Annotated in this window: 16 protein-coding genes (1 of these 16 only partly in view); 12 read left to right on the top strand and 4 right to left on the bottom strand. The window is 34.0% G+C overall.

Annotation, left to right across the window (positions count from 1 at the left end; genetic code table 11):
• The 4 genes from PBN93_RS05135 to PBN93_RS05120 form a co-directional block, all read left to right on the top strand.
• A protein-coding gene (locus PBN93_RS05135) for a TonB-dependent receptor (protein WP_077407382.1) crosses the window boundary here: on the top strand, positions 1-2,483 show its 3' portion. Its footprint begins 322 nt before the window's first position; the window shows 2,483 of its 2,805 coding nt (coding positions 323-2,805); its start codon lies off the left edge, out of view; it ends in the stop codon at positions 2,481-2,483.
• Positions 2,484-2,492: 9 nt separating this feature from the next.
• Entirely contained in the window at positions 2,493-4,016 is a 1,524-nt protein-coding gene (locus PBN93_RS05130; RefSeq protein ID WP_271081618.1) for an SGNH/GDSL hydrolase family protein, read from the top strand.
• A gap of 230 nt (positions 4,017-4,246) precedes the next feature.
• Entirely contained in the window at positions 4,247-5,755 is a 1,509-nt protein-coding gene (gene atpD, locus PBN93_RS05125; RefSeq protein WP_077407377.1) for a F0F1 ATP synthase subunit beta, read from the top strand.
• Positions 5,756-5,824: 69 nt separating this feature from the next.
• Positions 5,825-6,103 (top strand): F0F1 ATP synthase subunit epsilon, encoded by a 279-nt coding sequence (locus PBN93_RS05120; RefSeq protein ID WP_077407375.1) that lies wholly within the window; start codon positions 5,825-5,827, stop codon positions 6,101-6,103.
• A gap of 305 nt (positions 6,104-6,408) precedes the next feature.
• On the opposite strand, the gene PBN93_RS05115 is transcribed toward PBN93_RS05120, so the two are convergent.
• Genes PBN93_RS05115 through PBN93_RS05100 form a run of 4 tightly spaced genes read right to left on the bottom strand, consistent with a single transcriptional unit; the run spans position 6,409 to position 9,753 of the window.
• On the bottom strand, positions 6,409-6,843 hold the full coding sequence (locus PBN93_RS05115; RefSeq protein WP_077407372.1) for a LexA family protein: 435 nt from the start codon (positions 6,841-6,843) through the stop codon (positions 6,409-6,411).
• A gap of 2 nt (positions 6,844-6,845) precedes the next feature.
• On the bottom strand, positions 6,846-8,102 hold the full coding sequence (locus tag PBN93_RS05110) for a Y-family DNA polymerase (protein WP_077407369.1): 1,257 nt from the start codon (positions 8,100-8,102) through the stop codon (positions 6,846-6,848).
• Positions 8,103-8,162: 60 nt separating this feature from the next.
• The gene (locus tag PBN93_RS05105) at positions 8,163-9,284 is read right to left on the bottom strand and encodes a C1 family peptidase (protein WP_077407366.1); all 1,122 of its coding nucleotides are present in this window, start codon (positions 9,282-9,284) and stop codon (positions 8,163-8,165) included.
• A gap of 31 nt (positions 9,285-9,315) precedes the next feature.
• Entirely contained in the window at positions 9,316-9,753 is a 438-nt protein-coding gene (locus PBN93_RS05100) for an ankyrin repeat domain-containing protein (protein WP_077407363.1), read from the bottom strand.
• Between the two features lie 192 nt (positions 9,754-9,945).
• On the opposite strand from PBN93_RS05100, the gene PBN93_RS05095 reads away from it, so the two are divergent.
• The 8 genes from PBN93_RS05095 to bioB all read left to right on the top strand — a co-directional run bounded on the left by PBN93_RS05095 (position 9,946) and on the right by bioB (position 17,946).
• Positions 9,946-11,106 (top strand): aminotransferase class I/II-fold pyridoxal phosphate-dependent enzyme, encoded by a 1,161-nt coding sequence (locus PBN93_RS05095; protein ID WP_077407360.1) that lies wholly within the window; start codon positions 9,946-9,948, stop codon positions 11,104-11,106.
• Positions 11,103-11,477: a putative signal transducing protein gene (locus PBN93_RS05090; RefSeq protein WP_077407357.1), complete on the top strand. Its 375-nt coding sequence runs from the start codon at positions 11,103-11,105 to the stop codon at positions 11,475-11,477. Before PBN93_RS05095 ends, PBN93_RS05090 begins: the two co-directional genes overlap by 4 nt.
• 11 nt (positions 11,478-11,488) lie before the next feature.
• Positions 11,489-12,103, top strand: coding sequence for a dethiobiotin synthase (gene bioD, locus PBN93_RS05085; protein WP_077407354.1), 615 nt, complete (start codon positions 11,489-11,491; stop codon positions 12,101-12,103).
• A gap of 124 nt (positions 12,104-12,227) precedes the next feature.
• A complete protein-coding gene (bioA, locus tag PBN93_RS05080; protein WP_077407351.1) occupies positions 12,228-13,493 on the top strand; it encodes an adenosylmethionine--8-amino-7-oxononanoate transaminase in 1,266 nt (421 codons plus the stop codon).
• Positions 13,494-13,495: 2 nt separating this feature from the next.
• Positions 13,496-14,650, top strand: coding sequence for a beta-ketoacyl synthase N-terminal-like domain-containing protein (locus PBN93_RS05075; protein WP_271081617.1), 1,155 nt, complete (start codon positions 13,496-13,498; stop codon positions 14,648-14,650).
• 61 nt (positions 14,651-14,711) lie between these two features.
• Positions 14,712-15,290 (top strand): hypothetical protein, encoded by a 579-nt coding sequence (locus PBN93_RS05070; RefSeq protein WP_077407345.1) that lies wholly within the window; start codon positions 14,712-14,714, stop codon positions 15,288-15,290.
• A gap of 4 nt (positions 15,291-15,294) precedes the next feature.
• The gene (locus PBN93_RS05065; protein ID WP_077407342.1) at positions 15,295-16,716 is read left to right on the top strand and encodes a flotillin family protein; all 1,422 of its coding nucleotides are present in this window, start codon (positions 15,295-15,297) and stop codon (positions 16,714-16,716) included.
• Positions 16,717-16,851: 135 nt separating this feature from the next.
• Positions 16,852-17,946 (top strand): biotin synthase BioB, encoded by a 1,095-nt coding sequence (gene bioB / locus PBN93_RS05060; protein WP_077407339.1) that lies wholly within the window; start codon positions 16,852-16,854, stop codon positions 17,944-17,946.
• Positions 17,947-18,024: the final 78 nt, after the last annotated feature.

The raw sequence follows: 18,024 nt of genomic DNA, 5'->3' as shown, positions 1-18,024 counted from the left end.
CTAGAACGCCCGAACGTATTTTTGAATCACCAGTTTCAGTAGAACGTTTTGGGTTAAAGGATATTAAAAATACTGCTTCATCAGACTTTTATGATGGTTTGGAAAATTTGAAAGGGGTAGATATAAACACTAACAGTTTAACATTTAAGTCTATTAATACTAGAGGATTTGCAACATTCGCTAACACTAGGTTTATGCAAATGGTAGATCAAATGGATAATGCCGCTCCAGCCTTGAACTTTCCTTTAGGTAATTTATTAGGGATGACTGAGACTGATGTATTGAGTGTTGAACTTTTACCGGGTGCTGCATCTGCTTTATATGGTGCAAATGCTTTTAATGGTATTTTATTTATGAGAAGTAAAAATCCTTTCGATTTTCAGGGTATTAGTGCTTATATAAAAAGGGGGGTAACATCTCAGGAGGTTTCTGGGGATAATACTTATACAGATTTTGGTATTAGAGCTGCCTATAAATTTAGTGACAAGTTTGCCGGTAAAGTTAACTTTGGATATTTAAACGGTACAGATTGGGGTGCCGATAATGAAACTGATAAACTATTTAGAGGCTTTACAAGGGATGATTTAGATTATGATGGAGTTAACGTTTATGGAGATGAGGTAAGTCAAAATATGTTTAGCGTTGCACAGATACTCACAAAAACGATAGACCCTGAAACAGGTCAAACAATTTTGCCTGCAGGAGCTGAGGCATTAGTGCCAAGTGTTAATGTGAGTAGAACTGGTTATAATGAAAAGTATTTGACAGATTATAATGCAGAGAGTATTAAAGCGGATTGGGGACTTTACTATAGACCTTGGGAAAATGATTTTGAAATTTCTTATGTTGGTAAAGTAGGTTCTGGTTCTACAATTTATCAAGGAGCAAACAGATATGCTATTGATGATTTCTTTTTGCAACAACATAAAATTGAGATTAAGAATGACAATTTTTTCTTAAGAGGGTATATGACTGAAGATAAAGCAGGTGATTCTTATGATATGGTATTTACAGGTATTAATATCAATAGGGCTTGGAAATCTGATCAGCAATGGTTTGGAGAGTATGTTGGTACGTATGTTTTAAGTACTTTGGGAGGAGCTACATCAGACCAAGCGCATGCAGCAGCAAGAGCTCAAGCAGAATCTGGAAGATATTTACCAGGTACACCAGAGTTTCAAGCAGCATATGAAAGAAGTATAAATGATCCCGATTTAAGTTCAGGTTCTAAATTTCAGGACAATTCAAAAATTTATCATGCAGATGCAAACTATAATTTTTCAGAAGTAATTGATTTTGCTGATATTCAAGTAGGAGGATCTACAAGAACATATGAGTTAAATTCTTCTGGTACCATTTATACAGATAATGATGGGCCAATTAGATATTCAGAGTTTGGTGTGTATACTCAAATACAAAAAAAATTATTAGAAGATCGATTGAAATTAACGGGGTCATTACGTTATGATAAGTCTGAATTATTTGATGGGTTCTTTTCTCCTAGATTAGCTGCTGGTTATACTTTAGGTGAAAATAAAAATCATAATTTAAGAGCTTCTTTTCAAACAGGATTTAGAAATCCAACCACGCAAGATTTATATATTGGTTTAGATGTAGGTAGAGCTATTTTAATTGGGGGAGCTAAAGATAACTTGGAAAGAGATGTTAGAACATACGGTGTTAGTCAAGAGGCGCAAGATAATCTTGGTCAGCCTGCAACTATAGAGAAATCTGGAGATGGTGCTTACAATAATTCTTATTTAGCAAGTTCATTACAGGCTTTTGGAGCTTCAGGAAACCCTGCAGATTTAAAAGTAGCTAACTCTAATCTGGCAAAACCAGAACAAGTAACTTCTTTTGAGTTAGGATATAGAGGTAAAGTTAGTGATGTGGTTATAGATTTAAGTGGATATTATAACATTTATAAAGATTTCTTATCTAATGAAACAGTAGTTTCTACGTATTACGGAGAGGCAGGAGATAATAGTTTGTCTGTTTTGGCATTGGCTAACGGAGATTATCAAGCATACCAAACATACACTAATTCTGAAGCTAATGTAAATTCTTATGGAGCTACATTAGGTTTAGATACTAAGATTTTAGGAGGCTTTGATTTAGGAGCAAACTATACCTATTCTAAATTAGATTTTGATCAAGAAGCAAATCCAGATTTTAGAACAAATTTTAATACTCCAGAGCATAAGTTTAAAGCAAACTTTGGTAAAACAGATTTATTTGAGAATATAGGTTTTAATATAGCTTACAGATGGAGTGATTCTTATTTCTGGGAAGCATCATTTGGAGATGGGCAAGTACCTTCTTTTAGCGTGTTAGATGCTCAGGTTAACTTTACTGTTCCAAGTTTAAAATCTAATTTTAAAGTTGGTGCATCTAACTTATTAGGTGATGAGTATTTTACAGCTTTTGGAACAGGTTATGTAGGATCTCAATACTATGTTTCTTGGACAATTAATAACTTATAAGATTTAAATATGAAAACTAAATATATATGGCTAGTAGCCGCAATGGTAGCATTTTCTTCTTGTAGTGATGATGATGATTCGTCTACAATGATGGAAGAGCAATTACCAGAATTAACAGCAGGATCGGCAGATTTTACTAACTACATTTCGGTAGGTGCTTCTTTTACCGCTGGTTACACAGATGGAGCTCTTTTTAAAGCAACACAAGAAATGTCTTTCCCAAACATACTATCTCAAAAATTTGCAATTGCAGGTGGTAGTTCTGCATTTAGTCAGCCACTAACAAATGATAACTTTGGAGGTTTAGCATTAAATGGAGATAGAATTGCAGATCCGAGATTAGTATTTGGTGGTGCTGGACCAGTGCCATTAGAAACTGCCATTGGCCGTTCTGTAACAGTTACAACGGATGTGCTTTTAAATAATCCAACAGGGCCTTTTCAAAATATGGGTGTTCCTGGAGCTAAAAGTTTCCATTTGTTGGCAAACGGATACGGTAATATATCAAATTTATCTGCTGGTGCGGCCAATCCTTATTTTGTTAGGATGACAGGAAGCACGCCAGATGCAAGTGTATTAGAGTTAGCAGTAGCACAAAGTCCTACTTTTTTTACTTTATCTGAAGTTGGAGGTAATGATGTTTTAGGCTTTGCAGTTTCTGGCGGATCTGGAGTAGATCAAACAGGAAACCCTGATGCCACTACATATGGCCCAAATGATATTACAGACCCAGGACTTTTTCAAGTGGCATTAACAGGTATGGTAGACGCACTTACGGCTAATGGAGCGCAAGGAGCAGTTGCTAATGTACCATATATTACAAGCTTACCACATTTTACAACAGTGCCTCACAACCCATTACCTATGGATGAGGCAACTGCTACGCAAGTAAATAATGGTTATGCACAGTATAATGGTGGTTTGCAAACAATGGTTACAATTGGACAAATAGACCAAGAGGAGGCAGATGCACGTACAATAAATTTTGTTGCATCTTCTTCTAATGCGGTTGTTATAGAAGATGAGGATTTAACAGATTTGTCTGCATTTGGATTACCTAGTTACAGACACGCAACAGCAGAAGATTTGTTAGTTTTACCAGCATCATCTTTTATTGGTACACGAGTTAATAATGACCCTACTATGGTAAACGGTGTATCTGTTCCATTAGGAGATAAATGGGTTTTAGTGGCTAGTGAATTAGCATCTATAAATGCTGCAACTGATGCGTACAATGCTGCAATAGCAACTGTAGTATCTTCTAAGGGTTTAGCTTTGGTAGATTTAAACTCGGTTCTTTCTCAAGCATCAGAAACGGGTGTTACTTTTGATGATTATACTATGAATACAGATTTAGTTTTTGGCGGTTTAGTTAGTTTAGATGGTATACACTTAACATCTAGAGGTTATGCCTTAATGGCAAATAAATTTTTAGAAGCTATTGACGCTACTTATGGCTCTAATTTTGTGGCATCTAAAACATTAGCAAAAGCAGCTAATTACCCAACAACTTTTTCTCCTTCATTACAATAAGAAATAAAATTTAAATGAATAAAAAAGCGCCTTATTTTTTAGGGCGCTTTTTTAATAAAACCTTGATAAGAATTAAAAGGTTTTAGATAAGTTAAAAAAACAATAAAAAGTAGTTTTTATTTAAATTTGAAAAACTTATCTTTGCACCCTGAAAAACACAGGGTCTGTATTACAGGGTTTTATGTTTTTTAAAAACAAAAAAAATTATATATAAATAAATACTGATAGCAATGTCTAAAGTTACAGGTAAAGTTTCCCAAATTATTGGCCCAGTTATAGATGTGGAGTTCCAAGCAGGGGTAGATCTTCCAAAAATTTATGATTCATTAGAAATTAAAAAAGCGGATGGTTCTGTTTTGGTTTTGGAAGTACAATCGCACATTGGTGAGAACACAGTAAGAACTATATCTATGGATTCTTCTGATGGTTTAAGTCGTGGAGCAGAGGTTAATGCAACAGGAAGCGCTATACAAATGCCAGTTGGAGATGACGTTTACGGACGTTTATTTAATGTAATTGGAGACGCTATTGATGGTCTTGGAAATTTACCAAAATCTGGTAAAGACGGTTTGCCAATCCACAGAGAGGCACCAAAATTTGAAGACTTATCTACTTCTACAGAAGTATTATTTACAGGTATTAAAGTAATTGACCTTATTGAGCCTTATGCAAAAGGTGGTAAGATTGGATTATTTGGAGGTGCCGGAGTAGGTAAAACAGTATTAATTCAGGAATTAATTAACAACATTGCAAAAGGTCACGGTGGACTTTCTGTATTTGCTGGTGTAGGTGAGCGTACTCGTGAGGGTAACGATTTACTACGTGAAATGTTAGAGTCTGGTATTATTAAGTACGGAGATGACTTTATGCACTCTATGGAAGAAGGCGGTTGGGATTTATCTAAAGTTGATAAATCTGTAATGAAAGATTCTAAAGCAACGTTTGTTTTTGGACAAATGAATGAACCACCAGGAGCACGTGCACGTGTTGCATTATCTGGTTTAACAATTGCAGAATATTTCCGTGATGGAGCTGGTGAGGGTCAAGGTAAAGATGTACTTTTCTTCGTAGATAACATTTTCCGTTTTACACAAGCTGGTTCAGAGGTGTCTGCACTTTTAGGACGTATGCCATCTGCGGTAGGTTACCAACCAACATTAGCAACTGAAATGGGTGCTATGCAAGAGCGTATTACATCAACAAAAAGAGGTTCTATTACATCTGTACAGGCAGTTTACGTTCCTGCGGATGATTTAACGGATCCAGCACCGGCAACTACCTTTGCTCACTTAGATGCAACAACAGTATTGTCTCGTAAAATTGCAGAGTTAGGTATTTACCCAGCGGTAGATCCTTTAGATTCTACTTCTAGAATCTTAGCTCCAGAAATTTTAGGAAAAGATCATTACTCTTGTGCACAACGTGTAAAAGAGTTATTACAACGTTATAAAGAATTACAAGATATTATTGCCATCCTTGGTATGGAAGAATTATCTGAGGAAGATAAAATGGCAGTTGGTAGAGCAAGACGTGTACAACGTTTCTTATCTCAGCCTTTCCACGTAGCAGAGCAATTTACAGGTCTTAAAGGTGTTTTAGTAGATATTAAGGATACTATTAAAGGATTTAATATGATTATGGATGGTGAATTAGATCACTTACCAGAATCTGCATTTAACCTTAAAGGTACTATTGAAGAAGCTATCGAAGCAGGAGAAAAAATGCTTGCTGAAGCATAAATAATACATAATATTACGTGTTAAGTAATGCTTAGCACGTAATATTAACTACTTAATACTTTTATAATTATGTATTTAGAAATTGTATCACCAGAAGCTACATTATTTGCAGGAGAAGTTGTTTCTGTTACTGTACCTGGTATAAATGGAGATTTTCAAATGTTATCTAATCACGCGCCAATTGTATCATTATTACAGCAAGGTACAGTTAAGATTCAAGGAAATGTATCTATAGATGAAGCTTTTGAGGATAAATTCTCTAAAGGTTCTAACGGAGAAACTGTTTTACCCATAAATAGTGGTACTATAGAAATGAAAGATAATAAGGTTATTGTACTAGCGGATTAAGTATAACTAACTCTACTAAATAAATATAAACGTGAAGCTAAATACTTCACGTTTTTTTATGTCTTGCTGTTAAAATGTGATATTTTATAATAACAACACTTTATTTTGTAAGAAAATACGTTAATTTATATACGTTTAAATGAATTTTCTTACATTTGATACATCTAAAGTATATGTTTTAAGCGTATTTAAAAGAAACACAGCGCATTATAGTAATGTGTATTATATAATATTTATTTTATTATTGGAGTTAGTATCTGTAATAAATGTAAAGCGTAAAGTGTAAACTTTGCGCTTTTTTGCTCTTATACTTTTTTTATTACATTGGTAACAATGCCCCAAATTATAAAGTTGTTTTCTTCAGTAATTTGTATGGGTTTGTAATTGGGGTTTTCTGGTTGTAACCAAACTAAATTATTTTCAACTTTTAATCTTTTTACAGTAAACTCACCATCTAAATAACAAACAGCAATTTTGTTATGTGCTGGTTCTAAACTTCGGTCTATAACTAATAAATCATTATTTTCTAAACCAGCGCCAATCATAGATTCACCACTTACTCTTGCAAAAAATGTTGCTTCGGGGTTTTTAATTAATTCTTTGTCTAAGCTAATTCTATTCTCTTTAAAGTCATCAGCCGGAGACGGAAAGCCAGCAGAAATACCTGTGTCTATAAAAATAGTAGAGCTACTCGCAGAGCTATCAACAGAGAAAAAAGTAAGATTTGTATTTTTTATCACGCTTATTTTACTTTTATAATATCGTTAAAACTAGTAGTGTACTTAGGAGATAAATGTTCTTGTTTCATTTTCCAAGTACGTTCCAAATCTTGATTCGCTATTTTTAGTTTTTGATCACCATATTTAAAATTTAATTTATCTATAGCTTTCATTAAAGGCTTGTGCTTTGGGTTTTCTGCGGTAAATAAATGCAGTTGGTGATTATTTGTGGGTACTAAACCAGTAACAATAACACCAGCGCGCTTGTAGTTAATACCGGGTTTATATATGTGTTCTATAGCTTTTATAGCTGCGTTGCTAATTGCTAGGCTAGAATCTGTTGGGTAAGACATATTTACGTTAAAAGTTCCTCTATGTTGTTCTGTGTCTTGCTTATGTTTATCGCTACTTAATAAAACAACTACCATATGACAACTAGAGTTTTGTTTACGTAATTTTTCTGCACAACTGGTGGCAAAAGTAGATATACGTTCTTTTATATTTTCTATGTCAGAAAAAGTATGCTCAAAACTTCTGGTAGTTGCTATAGATTTTTTATTCTCTTTAATTTCTAGATCCAAAGTAGGTATGCCTTCCAAATCTTTTTTTAGTCGCCACTCGGTTATAGAAAAGTTTTTGCGCACCCAATCGTCAGGTAGGTTAACAAAGTCTAATGCTGTTTTACAATTTTTAATGGCTAAGCGTTTGTGAAGCCTTCTTCCAATTCCCCAAACGTCCTCAAGCTTTATCCATTTTAAAGCTTTTATACGTTTTTCTTCAGTATCAATAACATAAGTGCCATTTGTTTGTTTAGGAAATTTACGTGCAATTTTGTTTGCTACTTTGCTAAGCGCTTTTGTTGGAGCAATACCAACGCAGGTAGGTATGCCAGTCCATTTTAAAACACGGTCTCTTATTTCTGTTCCATAGGTAGTAAAATTATAATTGTCAAAGCCTTTAAACTGCATAAAAGCTTCATCAATACTGTATACTTCTACATCTGGAGAAAATTGTTGAAGTATGCTCATTACTCGACTGCTCATATCGCCGTATAATGAATAATTTGATGAAAAAACCTGAACTTTATTAGCTGTAAAAAAGCTTTTATACTTAAATGCAGGTGCTCCCATTGGCAGGCCTAGTAATTTAGCTTCGTCACTTCTAGAGATTACACAGCCATCATTATTACTTAAAATTGCAATAGGTTTACCTTGTAAGCTTGGGTTAAAAACCCGCTCACAGGAGGCATAAAAGTTGTTACAATCTACTAGTGCATACATTGCTACAAAGGTACAAGATTTGCCCTTTATATTTAGGTATGCACTAATAGTATGTTTTACTTATAATTTTATTTTTTTAGTTAAGTCTTTTGGTAATGCATCTTTATGTACCATAACGCTTATTGCTTTTAGTCGCATATAAGCTTCACTAAAATACACATAACCATTATGTGTTGTTCTGTTAGGGTCTGTACCCCAACTGTTTTTTACTTTGTAGTATTTTGTTCCGTTTTGGTCTTTTACTGTACCTGTTATGTGCATTAAGTGATCATCTGTAGTTGTAAAGTTTTCAAACTCGTTTTGTCTGTAAGTTTGTGTAACTTTTAGCTCTGGGTAAATGCCTTCTAGTGCTTTTTTGTTGTTTTCGTAATTTGCAGGCACTACAGCAACTCCGTGTATAGATGAAAATGTAGGCTCGCTAACATCGCAATCTAGTTCTACTGTAAAACCGTTTTCTAGAGCATTGTCTATAGTGTGTATCATTTCGTCTAAGGTAACGTTGTGCATACTACCGTTACTCCAGTTGTCTGGTATATTTAATATAAACGAACTATAAAATGGTGCGTGTGTAAACGATGTAATTGTAACATAGTCTTCTGGTACAATTTTAGTCATTTTTAAAAATGAAAGAGGTGTGTACTCTTTTCCTTGGTATGTAAAAGACGTTTTATTTGCTCCTAAATACACATCTAAAACAGCATTTACGGCTTTAGACCAATTTTGGCTTAACTCTCCAGCAGGATTGTCTGCATAGGTTTTTACCATAGCTTCTAGCACAGCAACTAATTCTGTGTGATTATGATTTGATCTGTTTTCTAAAAGACCATTGTAAGCTTCTTGCGGCACTAAACCGTAGTTTTTTACAGAATTTATAACGTCATGTGCTAATCCGCCTTGGCTAAATTGAGCTTTGCCTTGCCTCATTACAAAATTTTCTGCCTTTTTAGGATATGTATTGCGCACGGTATACATCTCAGACAAATCTATTTGCTTACCTGTAAGTCTAATAATTTCCGATTCTAAAAATGAAGAAGTAGAAAAGCTCCAACAAGTACCTGTTACACCTTGGCTAATAACAGGTGTTGCGTCTAAATCTATAACATCTGTAAATTTGTATGCTTCTTGTGCACTTATAGCACTTATGGCAAGCATAAAGCCAAGGTTAAAAAGTAATTTTCGCATAGTGTTTTTAGTTAAATATTGCCTTAGTGATTTACTTATTAAAAGATTTTATATAATCTATAATGTCTTTATTTCTATATTTTTTAGCAAAATCTAAAGCAGATTGTTTATCATTGTTTCTAAGTGTAATCTCTGCACCTGCTTTAACAAGTTCTTTTGCCATTGCCAACCTGTTGTACTTTGCAGTATACATAAAAGGTGTTTTATTGTTGCATGTTTTGTCTACGTTAGCATTTTGTTTTATTAATTCTGTAAAACAAGATTTTGAGTTTAGTTTTATAGAAAGTGTTAACAAAGTGTATTCAGACTCTTCAAACTTAAAGCAATTATTAATTTCTTTAGTAGCTATGTGTTTTTTAAGTTCGGTAACATTGTCACTTTCTAAAGCATTTATAATATTACTATTTAGTTCTTGTGCAGTTGCATAACTAGAAACAACAAGTAGGATTGTAAAAAATAGGGTTTTCATTTTTTTTGGTTTATATAATTCAACTAATGTTTGTATAAAACGTTAGTGGGTTAAATTTATTCTTTTTCTTTTACATATTCTAAAATATCTGATGGTTGTTATTTTTTTCAATTTGTTATTAGAGTAACAAATAGTAGCCTCTATTACTTTTTTTAGTGGTAATTAAAAACCATCTCTTTGTATCTTTGCCAAATGCTACCACAAAAACTTCAGAAAAAATTAGAAGAACGGCAACAGAATATGTCTTTGCGTACATTACCTGTGTTTAAACAATTGGTAGATTTTTGTTCTAACGACTATTTGGGGTTTTCTGGTAATGCTTCAATTTTTAATGCTACGCATCAATACTTGGTAGATGGTAGTTTTTTAAAAAATGGAGCAACAGGTTCTAGATTACTTTCTGGTAATCATAATTTGTACGGTGAGTTAGAGTCTAAATTGGTACTCTTTCATCAATCCAAAGCGGCAATAGTTTATAACTCTGGCTATGATGCTAATATTGGTTTTTTTAGTTGTGTTCCGCAACGCGGAGACTTGGTTTTTTATGACGAGTATATACACGCAAGTATAAGAGACGGTATTGCTATGGGTAATGCTAAGAGTTATAAATTTAAGCATAATAGCCTGTCCGATTTAGAAAAATTAGTAGAAAGGCATTCTGCAGCAATAAAAGATGATGAAGCAGCTATTTATGTAGTAACAGAATCTGTTTTTTCTATGGATGGCGATTCTCCAAATCTAAAAGAAATGGCATTATTCTGTAGAGAACATAAACTATTTTTTGTGGTAGATGAGGCACACGCTGTTGGTATTTTTGGTGCCTTAGGTCAAGGTTTGGTACAGCAAGAAAACATAGTAGATTTGGTTTTTGCACGCATTATAACTTTTGGTAAAGCTTTAGGTTGTCACGGCGCAGCTATATTAGGTAGTGCTGAGTTAAAAAGCTATTTAGTTAATTTTTCGCGTAGTTTTATATATACAACAGCATTAGCACCGCATAGTGTAGTTACAATTTTACAGTCGTACTACTTTTTAGAAAGTAAAGAAGGTAAAGTTCAACAACAACTTTTGCAAAATGCAGTTAAGGTTTTTAAAAGTAAAGTTGAAAGTAGTAAACTAAAGCAGCATTTTATTACTAGTAACTCGGCAATACAATGTTGTTTAATTTCAGGAAATAATAAGGTAAAAAGTATAGCTAAAAAACTTGAAGAGAACGGATTTAATGTAAAAGCTATATTATCACCCACAGTGCCGCAAGGTCAAGAACGATTGCGTTTTTGTTTACACGCTTACAACAGTCCGCAAGAAATAGAGAAAGTATTAACTGTTTTGTATAAAAATATAAAAGAATGAGTCAGAAATTTTACAAATTAGCTGCATTTGAGTATTTAGCAGATACGGTTATTATTAAAGGTAAGCTAGAATCAGAGGGTATACAAGTTTTTTTAAAGGATGAAAACACGGTAAACTCAGATCCATTAATTAGCAATGCAATTGGCGGAATTAAACTTTTGGTTTTAGAAGAAGATAAGAATAAAGCATTAGAAATTTATAATGAAATTAGAAGCTATGCTGTAGATGATAACGGAAAACCTTTAGTGTGCCCAAACTGTAAAGCAGAAAAGCTAGAAGGCTATTACTCTAGAAAAGGGATTTTTTATAAGTTGTTTCCTTTTTTTGAAAAAAGAAAATTCCGTTGTTTTAACTGTAACATAGTCTCATAAATTACAATACAATGAAAACAAAACAAATATTTGTAACTGGTATATCTACAGAAGTTGGTAAAACAGTGGCTTCTGCAATATTAACAGAGGCGTTAGAAGCAGATTATTGGAAACCAATACAGGCGGGAGATTTAGATACGTCAGACAGTCATAAAATAGCAGATTTTATTTCTAACTCTAAAACGGTAATACATAAAAATAGTTACGCTTTACAAACACCTATGAGTCCGCATGCAGCGGCAGCGATAGATGGTGTGGTGATAGAGGTAGATAAAATTGTAACACCAAAAACAGATAATAATTTAATTATAGAAGGTGCAGGAGGTTTATTAGTTCCTTTAAATGATAATGATACTATACTAGATATTATAGATCCTAGTTACCAAGTTGTAGTGGTTTCTAGACATTATTTAGGTAGCATTAATCACACCCTGTTAACCATAAATTATTTAGAAGAACGCGGATTTAAAGTTTCTATAATTTTTAGCGGAGAAGAGCATAAAACTACAGAAAGTATAATACTATCTAAAACAAATGCAAAGCTTATAGGTCGTATAGATGAAGAGCCATATTTTGACAAAAATGTGATAAAAGAATATGCAGATTTGTTTAGAGATAACCTTTAAAATCTGAGGTGGTTTGTATATTTGCCCCAAATTAAATTCTATTAATGTAACAAAAATAGATTAATAGATATCTACTAATAAAACCAATGCATAAATCCTAAAACTATAGGATGGTATATAGCTTATGAATCTTACAGAGAGAGATAAAAAACACTTGTGGCACCCGTTAACTCAGCATAAATTACACAGCACAATGTTGCCAATTGTAAAAGCTAAAGGGGCAGTGTTAACAGATGATAAAGGAAATAATTATATAGACGGAATATCTTCATGGTATACTTCTGTGTACGGACATTGTAATGACTATATTTTAGAAAAGGTTAATGCCCAAATGCAACAATTAGATCAGGTTGTATTTAGTGGTTTTACACATAAACCGGCTATAGAATTGTCTGAAGAGTTGATAAAATTATTACCTAATAATCAAGAGAAGTTATTTTTCTCAGACAATGGTTCTACTGCTACAGAAATAGGAATTAAAATGGCCTTGCAATATCATTTTAATAAAGGAGAAAAGCGCAATATAATGTTAGCTTTTGAAGACGGATTTCATGGTGATACTTTTGGTGCAATGTCTGTTTCTGGTTTATCTGTTTATAATGGTCCTTTTAAAGATTTTTTTATTGATGTAGAACGTATTCCTGTACCTACAGAAGATAATATAGATGCTATTTTATTACAGATTGAAGCATTGGTAAAAGAAAAGGCTATTGCAGGTTTTGTGTACGAGCCTCTTGTGCAAGGAGCTGCAGCAATGAAAATGCACAATGCAGAAAGTTTAAACAAAATTCTACAGACGTTAAAAAAACACAATGTTCTTTTAGTTGCAGATGAGGTAATGACTAGCTTTGGTAAAACAGGTAAGTTTTTTGCTTCTGATTATATGGATGTAAAGCCAGATGTTATTTGTATGTCTAAGGCGTTAACAGCAGGTTTGGTTCCAATGGCAGTTACTAGTTGTACGCAGCAAGTTTATGATGCTTTTTATGATGACGATATTTCTAAAGGATTATTTCACGGGCATACATATACTGCAAATCCTTTGGCTTGTGCAGCTGCGTTAGCAGGTTTAGAGTTGCTTCAATCTACAGAAATGCAAGATAATATTGCCAGAATTACAGCCTCTCACAAGCAATTTAATGAGGAGATTAAAAACCACCCTAAAGTTGGTGCTACAAGGCAATTGGGAGTTATTTACGCATTAGATCTTAATATAAAAATGGAACGCTATGGTAATTTAAGAGATAAATTATTTAAGCATTTTATGGATTCTGGAGTGTTTTTACGTCCATTAGGAAATACCATTTACATTTTGGCGCCTTTTGTAACTACAGATGAGCAACTTCAAAAAATATACAACTCAATTAAAGAAGCACTAGAAATAGTTTAAGTATGAGTATTTACATTACGGCACTAGCATCTATTTCTCCTTTAGGAACTTCTTTAGATAAAGTTTGGGAGAGTTATAAAAATGATGCGCATTTACTGCAAGAAAAAAATATAGGAAGCCAAAAAAGTTGGGTTGCCGCTTTAAGTGATGAAGCTAAACAAGAAATAGAAACTTTAAAAAACGCAGATTTAAAATATAAAAGTTTAGATGATACTGTTTTGTTTGCTATGTACGCGTCACGTAAGGCATTAGAGCAAGCTGGCTGGACATCTAAAGATAATTTTGGTGTCAACTTTGGATCTTCACGCGGAGCAACTGCTTTGTTTGAAAAATATCATAAAGAGTTTTTAGAAAAAGATAAAGCGTCAACTTTATCATCACCAACAACTACATTGGGTAATATTTCTTCTTGGGTAGCGCATGATTTGCAAACGCAGGGTCCAGAAATATCGCACTCTATTACTTGTTCTACAGCATTGCATTCTTTGTTAAATGGTGTTGCTTGGGTAAAAAGTGGTATGGCAAATAAATTTTTAGTGGGTGGTAGTGAGGCTCCTTTAACACCTTTTACCATTGCACAAATGAGAGCTTTAAAAATTTACGCAAGAGGTGCAGAAGCATATCCCTGTAAAGCTTTAGATCTAACAAAAAACCAAAATACTATGGTTTTGGGTGAAGGTGCTGCAGTTATTGGTATAGAAAACGGAAATAAAGAAAATGCTTTAGCAGAAATTATAGGTGTTGGTTACGCTACAGAAGTTTTAAAACATAATATTTCTATTTCTTCTGACGCAGTATGTTTTCAACGCTCTATGAAAATGGCTTTAGATGGTGTAAACCCAGATGAGGTAGATGTAATTGTAATGCACGCACCAGGTACAATTAAAGGAGATTTATCAGAAATTGAAGCAATACATAAAATTTTTTGTAACAAAATACCAGCATTAACTACAAATAAGTGGAAGATAGGTCATTCTTTTGGTGCCTCAGGGATGTTAAGTATAGAGCTAGCAATAGCAATGTTACAAAAGCAAGAATTTATAAAAGTTCCTTTTGTAGATTATACAGAAATTCCAAAGAGTATAAAAAAGGTGTTAATAAACGCTGTTGGCTTTGGCGGTAATGCTGTAAGTATTTTATTGCAAAAAACTTTTTAAAACTAGCCTTTAGCTAAGTTGCATTTTACTATCTTTCACAAACCAAACTAAATTTTTATTTATGGGAGAGTGGTATGCAAGCTTAGAGTTGTTTCCAAAAGTGTACTGGAGCATTGCCTTAATTGGCTCTGTGGTAATGATTATCTTTCTGTTGCTAACTTTAATAGGTGGTGATGCAGATGGTATAGACGGTGATGTAGACGCAGAAATAGAGGGTGATACAGGTATTGGATTTCAATTTTTATCAATTAAAAACTTATCAGGATTTTTTGCCATTTTTGGCTGGTCAGGTGTTGCCTGTATAGAAGCAGGATATTCTAATGGGCTAACTATACTAATTTCTATTATTTGTGGTTTATTAATGATGGTGTCTATGGCGGCATTATTTTATTATTTAAGTAAACTGCAAAGTAGTGGTACGTTGCATTTAAAAAATGCATTAAACCAAGTAGGAGAAGTTTATCTAACAATAGGCGCCAACAGGGGTTCTATTGGTAAGGTAAGCATAAGAGTACAAGGTACCTTAAGGGAGTTAGAGGCCCTTACGGATGAAGGAGTAGACCTTAAGCAAGGCAATGTTGTAGAAGTAAAAGACATTACAGACAACGGAATTTTAATTGTTAAATTATTAAATAAATAACCATATGATTTTAGTACCCTTACAGTTGGGCGGTAATACCAGTTTAATTGGTATTGCAGTAGCCATTTTATTCTTTTTTATAATTATAATCTCGTTTATACGTAGATACAAACGATGTCCTTCAGACAGGATTTTAGTTGTCTATGGTAAGGTAGGTAACGGAAACTCTGCAAAATGTATTCACGGTGGTGCTGCATTTATTTGGCCGGTAATACAGGATTATGAGTTTCTAGATTTAACACCTATTTCTATAGAGGTAAATCTGGTAAATGCATTAAGTAAGCAAAATATACGTGTAAACGTGCCTTCAAGATTTACAATTGGTATATCTACAGAGCCAGGTGTTATGCAAAATGCAGCAGAGCGTTTGTTAGGTCAGGGAATGAACGAAGTACAAGATTTAGCAAAAGAAATTATTTTCGGTCAGTTACGTTTGGTAGTTGCTTCTATGGATATTGAAGAAATTAACTCGGATAGAGATAAGTTTTTAACCAATATTTCTCAGAGTGTAGAATCAGAATTAAAAAAGGTTGGTTTAAAATTAATCAACGTAAATATTACAGATATTGTTGATGAGTCAGGTTATATAGAGGCACTTGGTAAAGAGGCTGCAGCGCACGCAATAAACGCGGCGCGTAAATCCGTAGCAGAAAAAAACAGAGATGGTTCTATTGGTGAGGCTAACGCATTGCAAGATGAACGTACACAAGTAGCAGCAGCAAATGCGCAGGCAGTAGAAGGAGAAAACATTGCAAAAATTAATGTAGCAAATTCAGACTCTTTACGTAGACAAAGAGAAGCAGAGGCAGAGCGTACTGCAATAGCAGCAGAGAAAGTGCAATCTGCAAAAGCCTTAGAAGAGTCTTATGCAGCAGAAAAAGATGCCGAGCTTGCAAGAGCCGAGCGTGTACGTAGTTCACAAATGGCAGATATTGTTGTGCCTGCAGAAATAGACAAGAAAAAAGTAGAAATAGATGCAGAAGCAGACGCAGAACGTACAAGGCGTATTGCTAAAGGTGAGGCAGATGCAATACTGTTTAAAGCACAGGCAGAAGCGCAAGGTTTGTTTGAGGTATTAACTAAACAAGCACAAGGTTTAGATGAAATTGTAAAAGCAGCTGGCGATAGTCCTAAAGATGCTGTATTATTATTGGTTGCAGATAAATTACCAGAATTGGTTAAAACACAGGCAGAAGCTATTAAAAATATTAAAATTGACAAAGTTACTGTTTGGGATTCTGGAGCAAAAACCGAAGATGGCAAAAACTCTACAGCAAACTTTATTTCTGGTATGTACAAATCTGTGCCGCCACTGCAAGAAATGTTTAATATGGCTGGTATGCAATTACCAGAATACTTAAAAGGTAAAGACGTAGAGGCTGTTGAGGTTAAAGAGGATTCTTCTGATACAGACAGCAGTAAATAAGTTATATTTCTATAAAAAATGATTAAAAATGAACCATAAGAGTGTATCTTTTGGTTCATTTTTTTATTTAAAAAACCTTTATTGGGATTTAATTGGTAAATAGGCTATTTTTGACAACTGATTTAAAATAATCGTATGAGCGAAGTAAGACACAACTGGAGCAAGCAAGAAATTTTAGATATATACAATAAACCGTTAATGGATTTGCTTTATGAAGCAGCTACAATTCATAGACAACAACATGATCCTAACACAGTACAAGTATCTACTCTGTTATCAATAAAAACTGGTGGATGCCCTGAAGATTGTGGTTATTGCCCGCAGGCAGCACGTTACCATACAGGTGTAGAAGGTAACGATTTAATGTCTGTGCAACAAGTAAAAGCACAAGCTTTACGTGCTAAATCATCTGGGAGTTCTAGAGTATGTATGGGAGCTGCTTGGCGTAATGTTAAAGACGGTCCAGAATTTGATCAAGTGCTAGAAATGGTACGTACAATTAATAAACTAGATATGGAAGTTTGTTGCACGCTTGGGATGATTACTGAAAACCAAGCGCAAAGATTGGCAGAAGCTGGTTTGTATGCATATAACCATAATTTAGATACATCTGAAGATTATTATAAAGATGTAATTTCTACTCGTGCTTTTGAAGATAGATTAGATACTATTGAAAATGTACGTAAAACTAACGTTACCGTGTGTAGTGGAGGTATTATAGGTATGGGCGAGGCTTTAGAAGATAGAGCAGGTATGTTAGTTGCCTTATCTACCTTAAGTCCGCAACCAGAATCTGTGCCAATTAACGCATTAGTAGCTGTAGAAGGTACGCCAATGGAGGATATAGAGCCGGTATCTATTTGGGATATGGTGCGTATGGTAGCAACAACACGTATTGTTATGCCAAATACACAAGTAAGGCTTTCTGCTGGGCGTACACAAATGAGTAGAGAAGGACAAGCAATGTGTTTCTTTGCTGGTGCTAATTCAATTTTTGCAGGAGATAAATTGTTAACTACTCCTAATCCAGATGTAAATGAAGATATGGAAATGTTTAAACTATTAGGTTTAAATCCACAAAAGCCATTTACAAAAGTATCTCAGCCAAAAACAGTAGAAGCAAAAGATTCTGAATATCAAAATTTAGGAGAAAAGCCAAAGTGGTCTAGACCAGGTCATAAAATAGAACGAAATGAAGCTGCTAAAGAAAAGGCAAAGCTTTCTAAGTAATAAGATATAATTAGCCATTTTATAAGCCGCTATTTAATTTGTAATTAGATAGCGGTTTCTTAATTAATGTAGGTTTTT

It is taken from the genome of Cellulophaga omnivescoria, assembly GCF_027915275.1.
GTDB lineage: Bacteria > Bacteroidota > Bacteroidia > Flavobacteriales > Flavobacteriaceae > Cellulophaga > Cellulophaga omnivescoria.
This window is presented reverse-complemented; position numbering and strand designations above follow the sequence as displayed.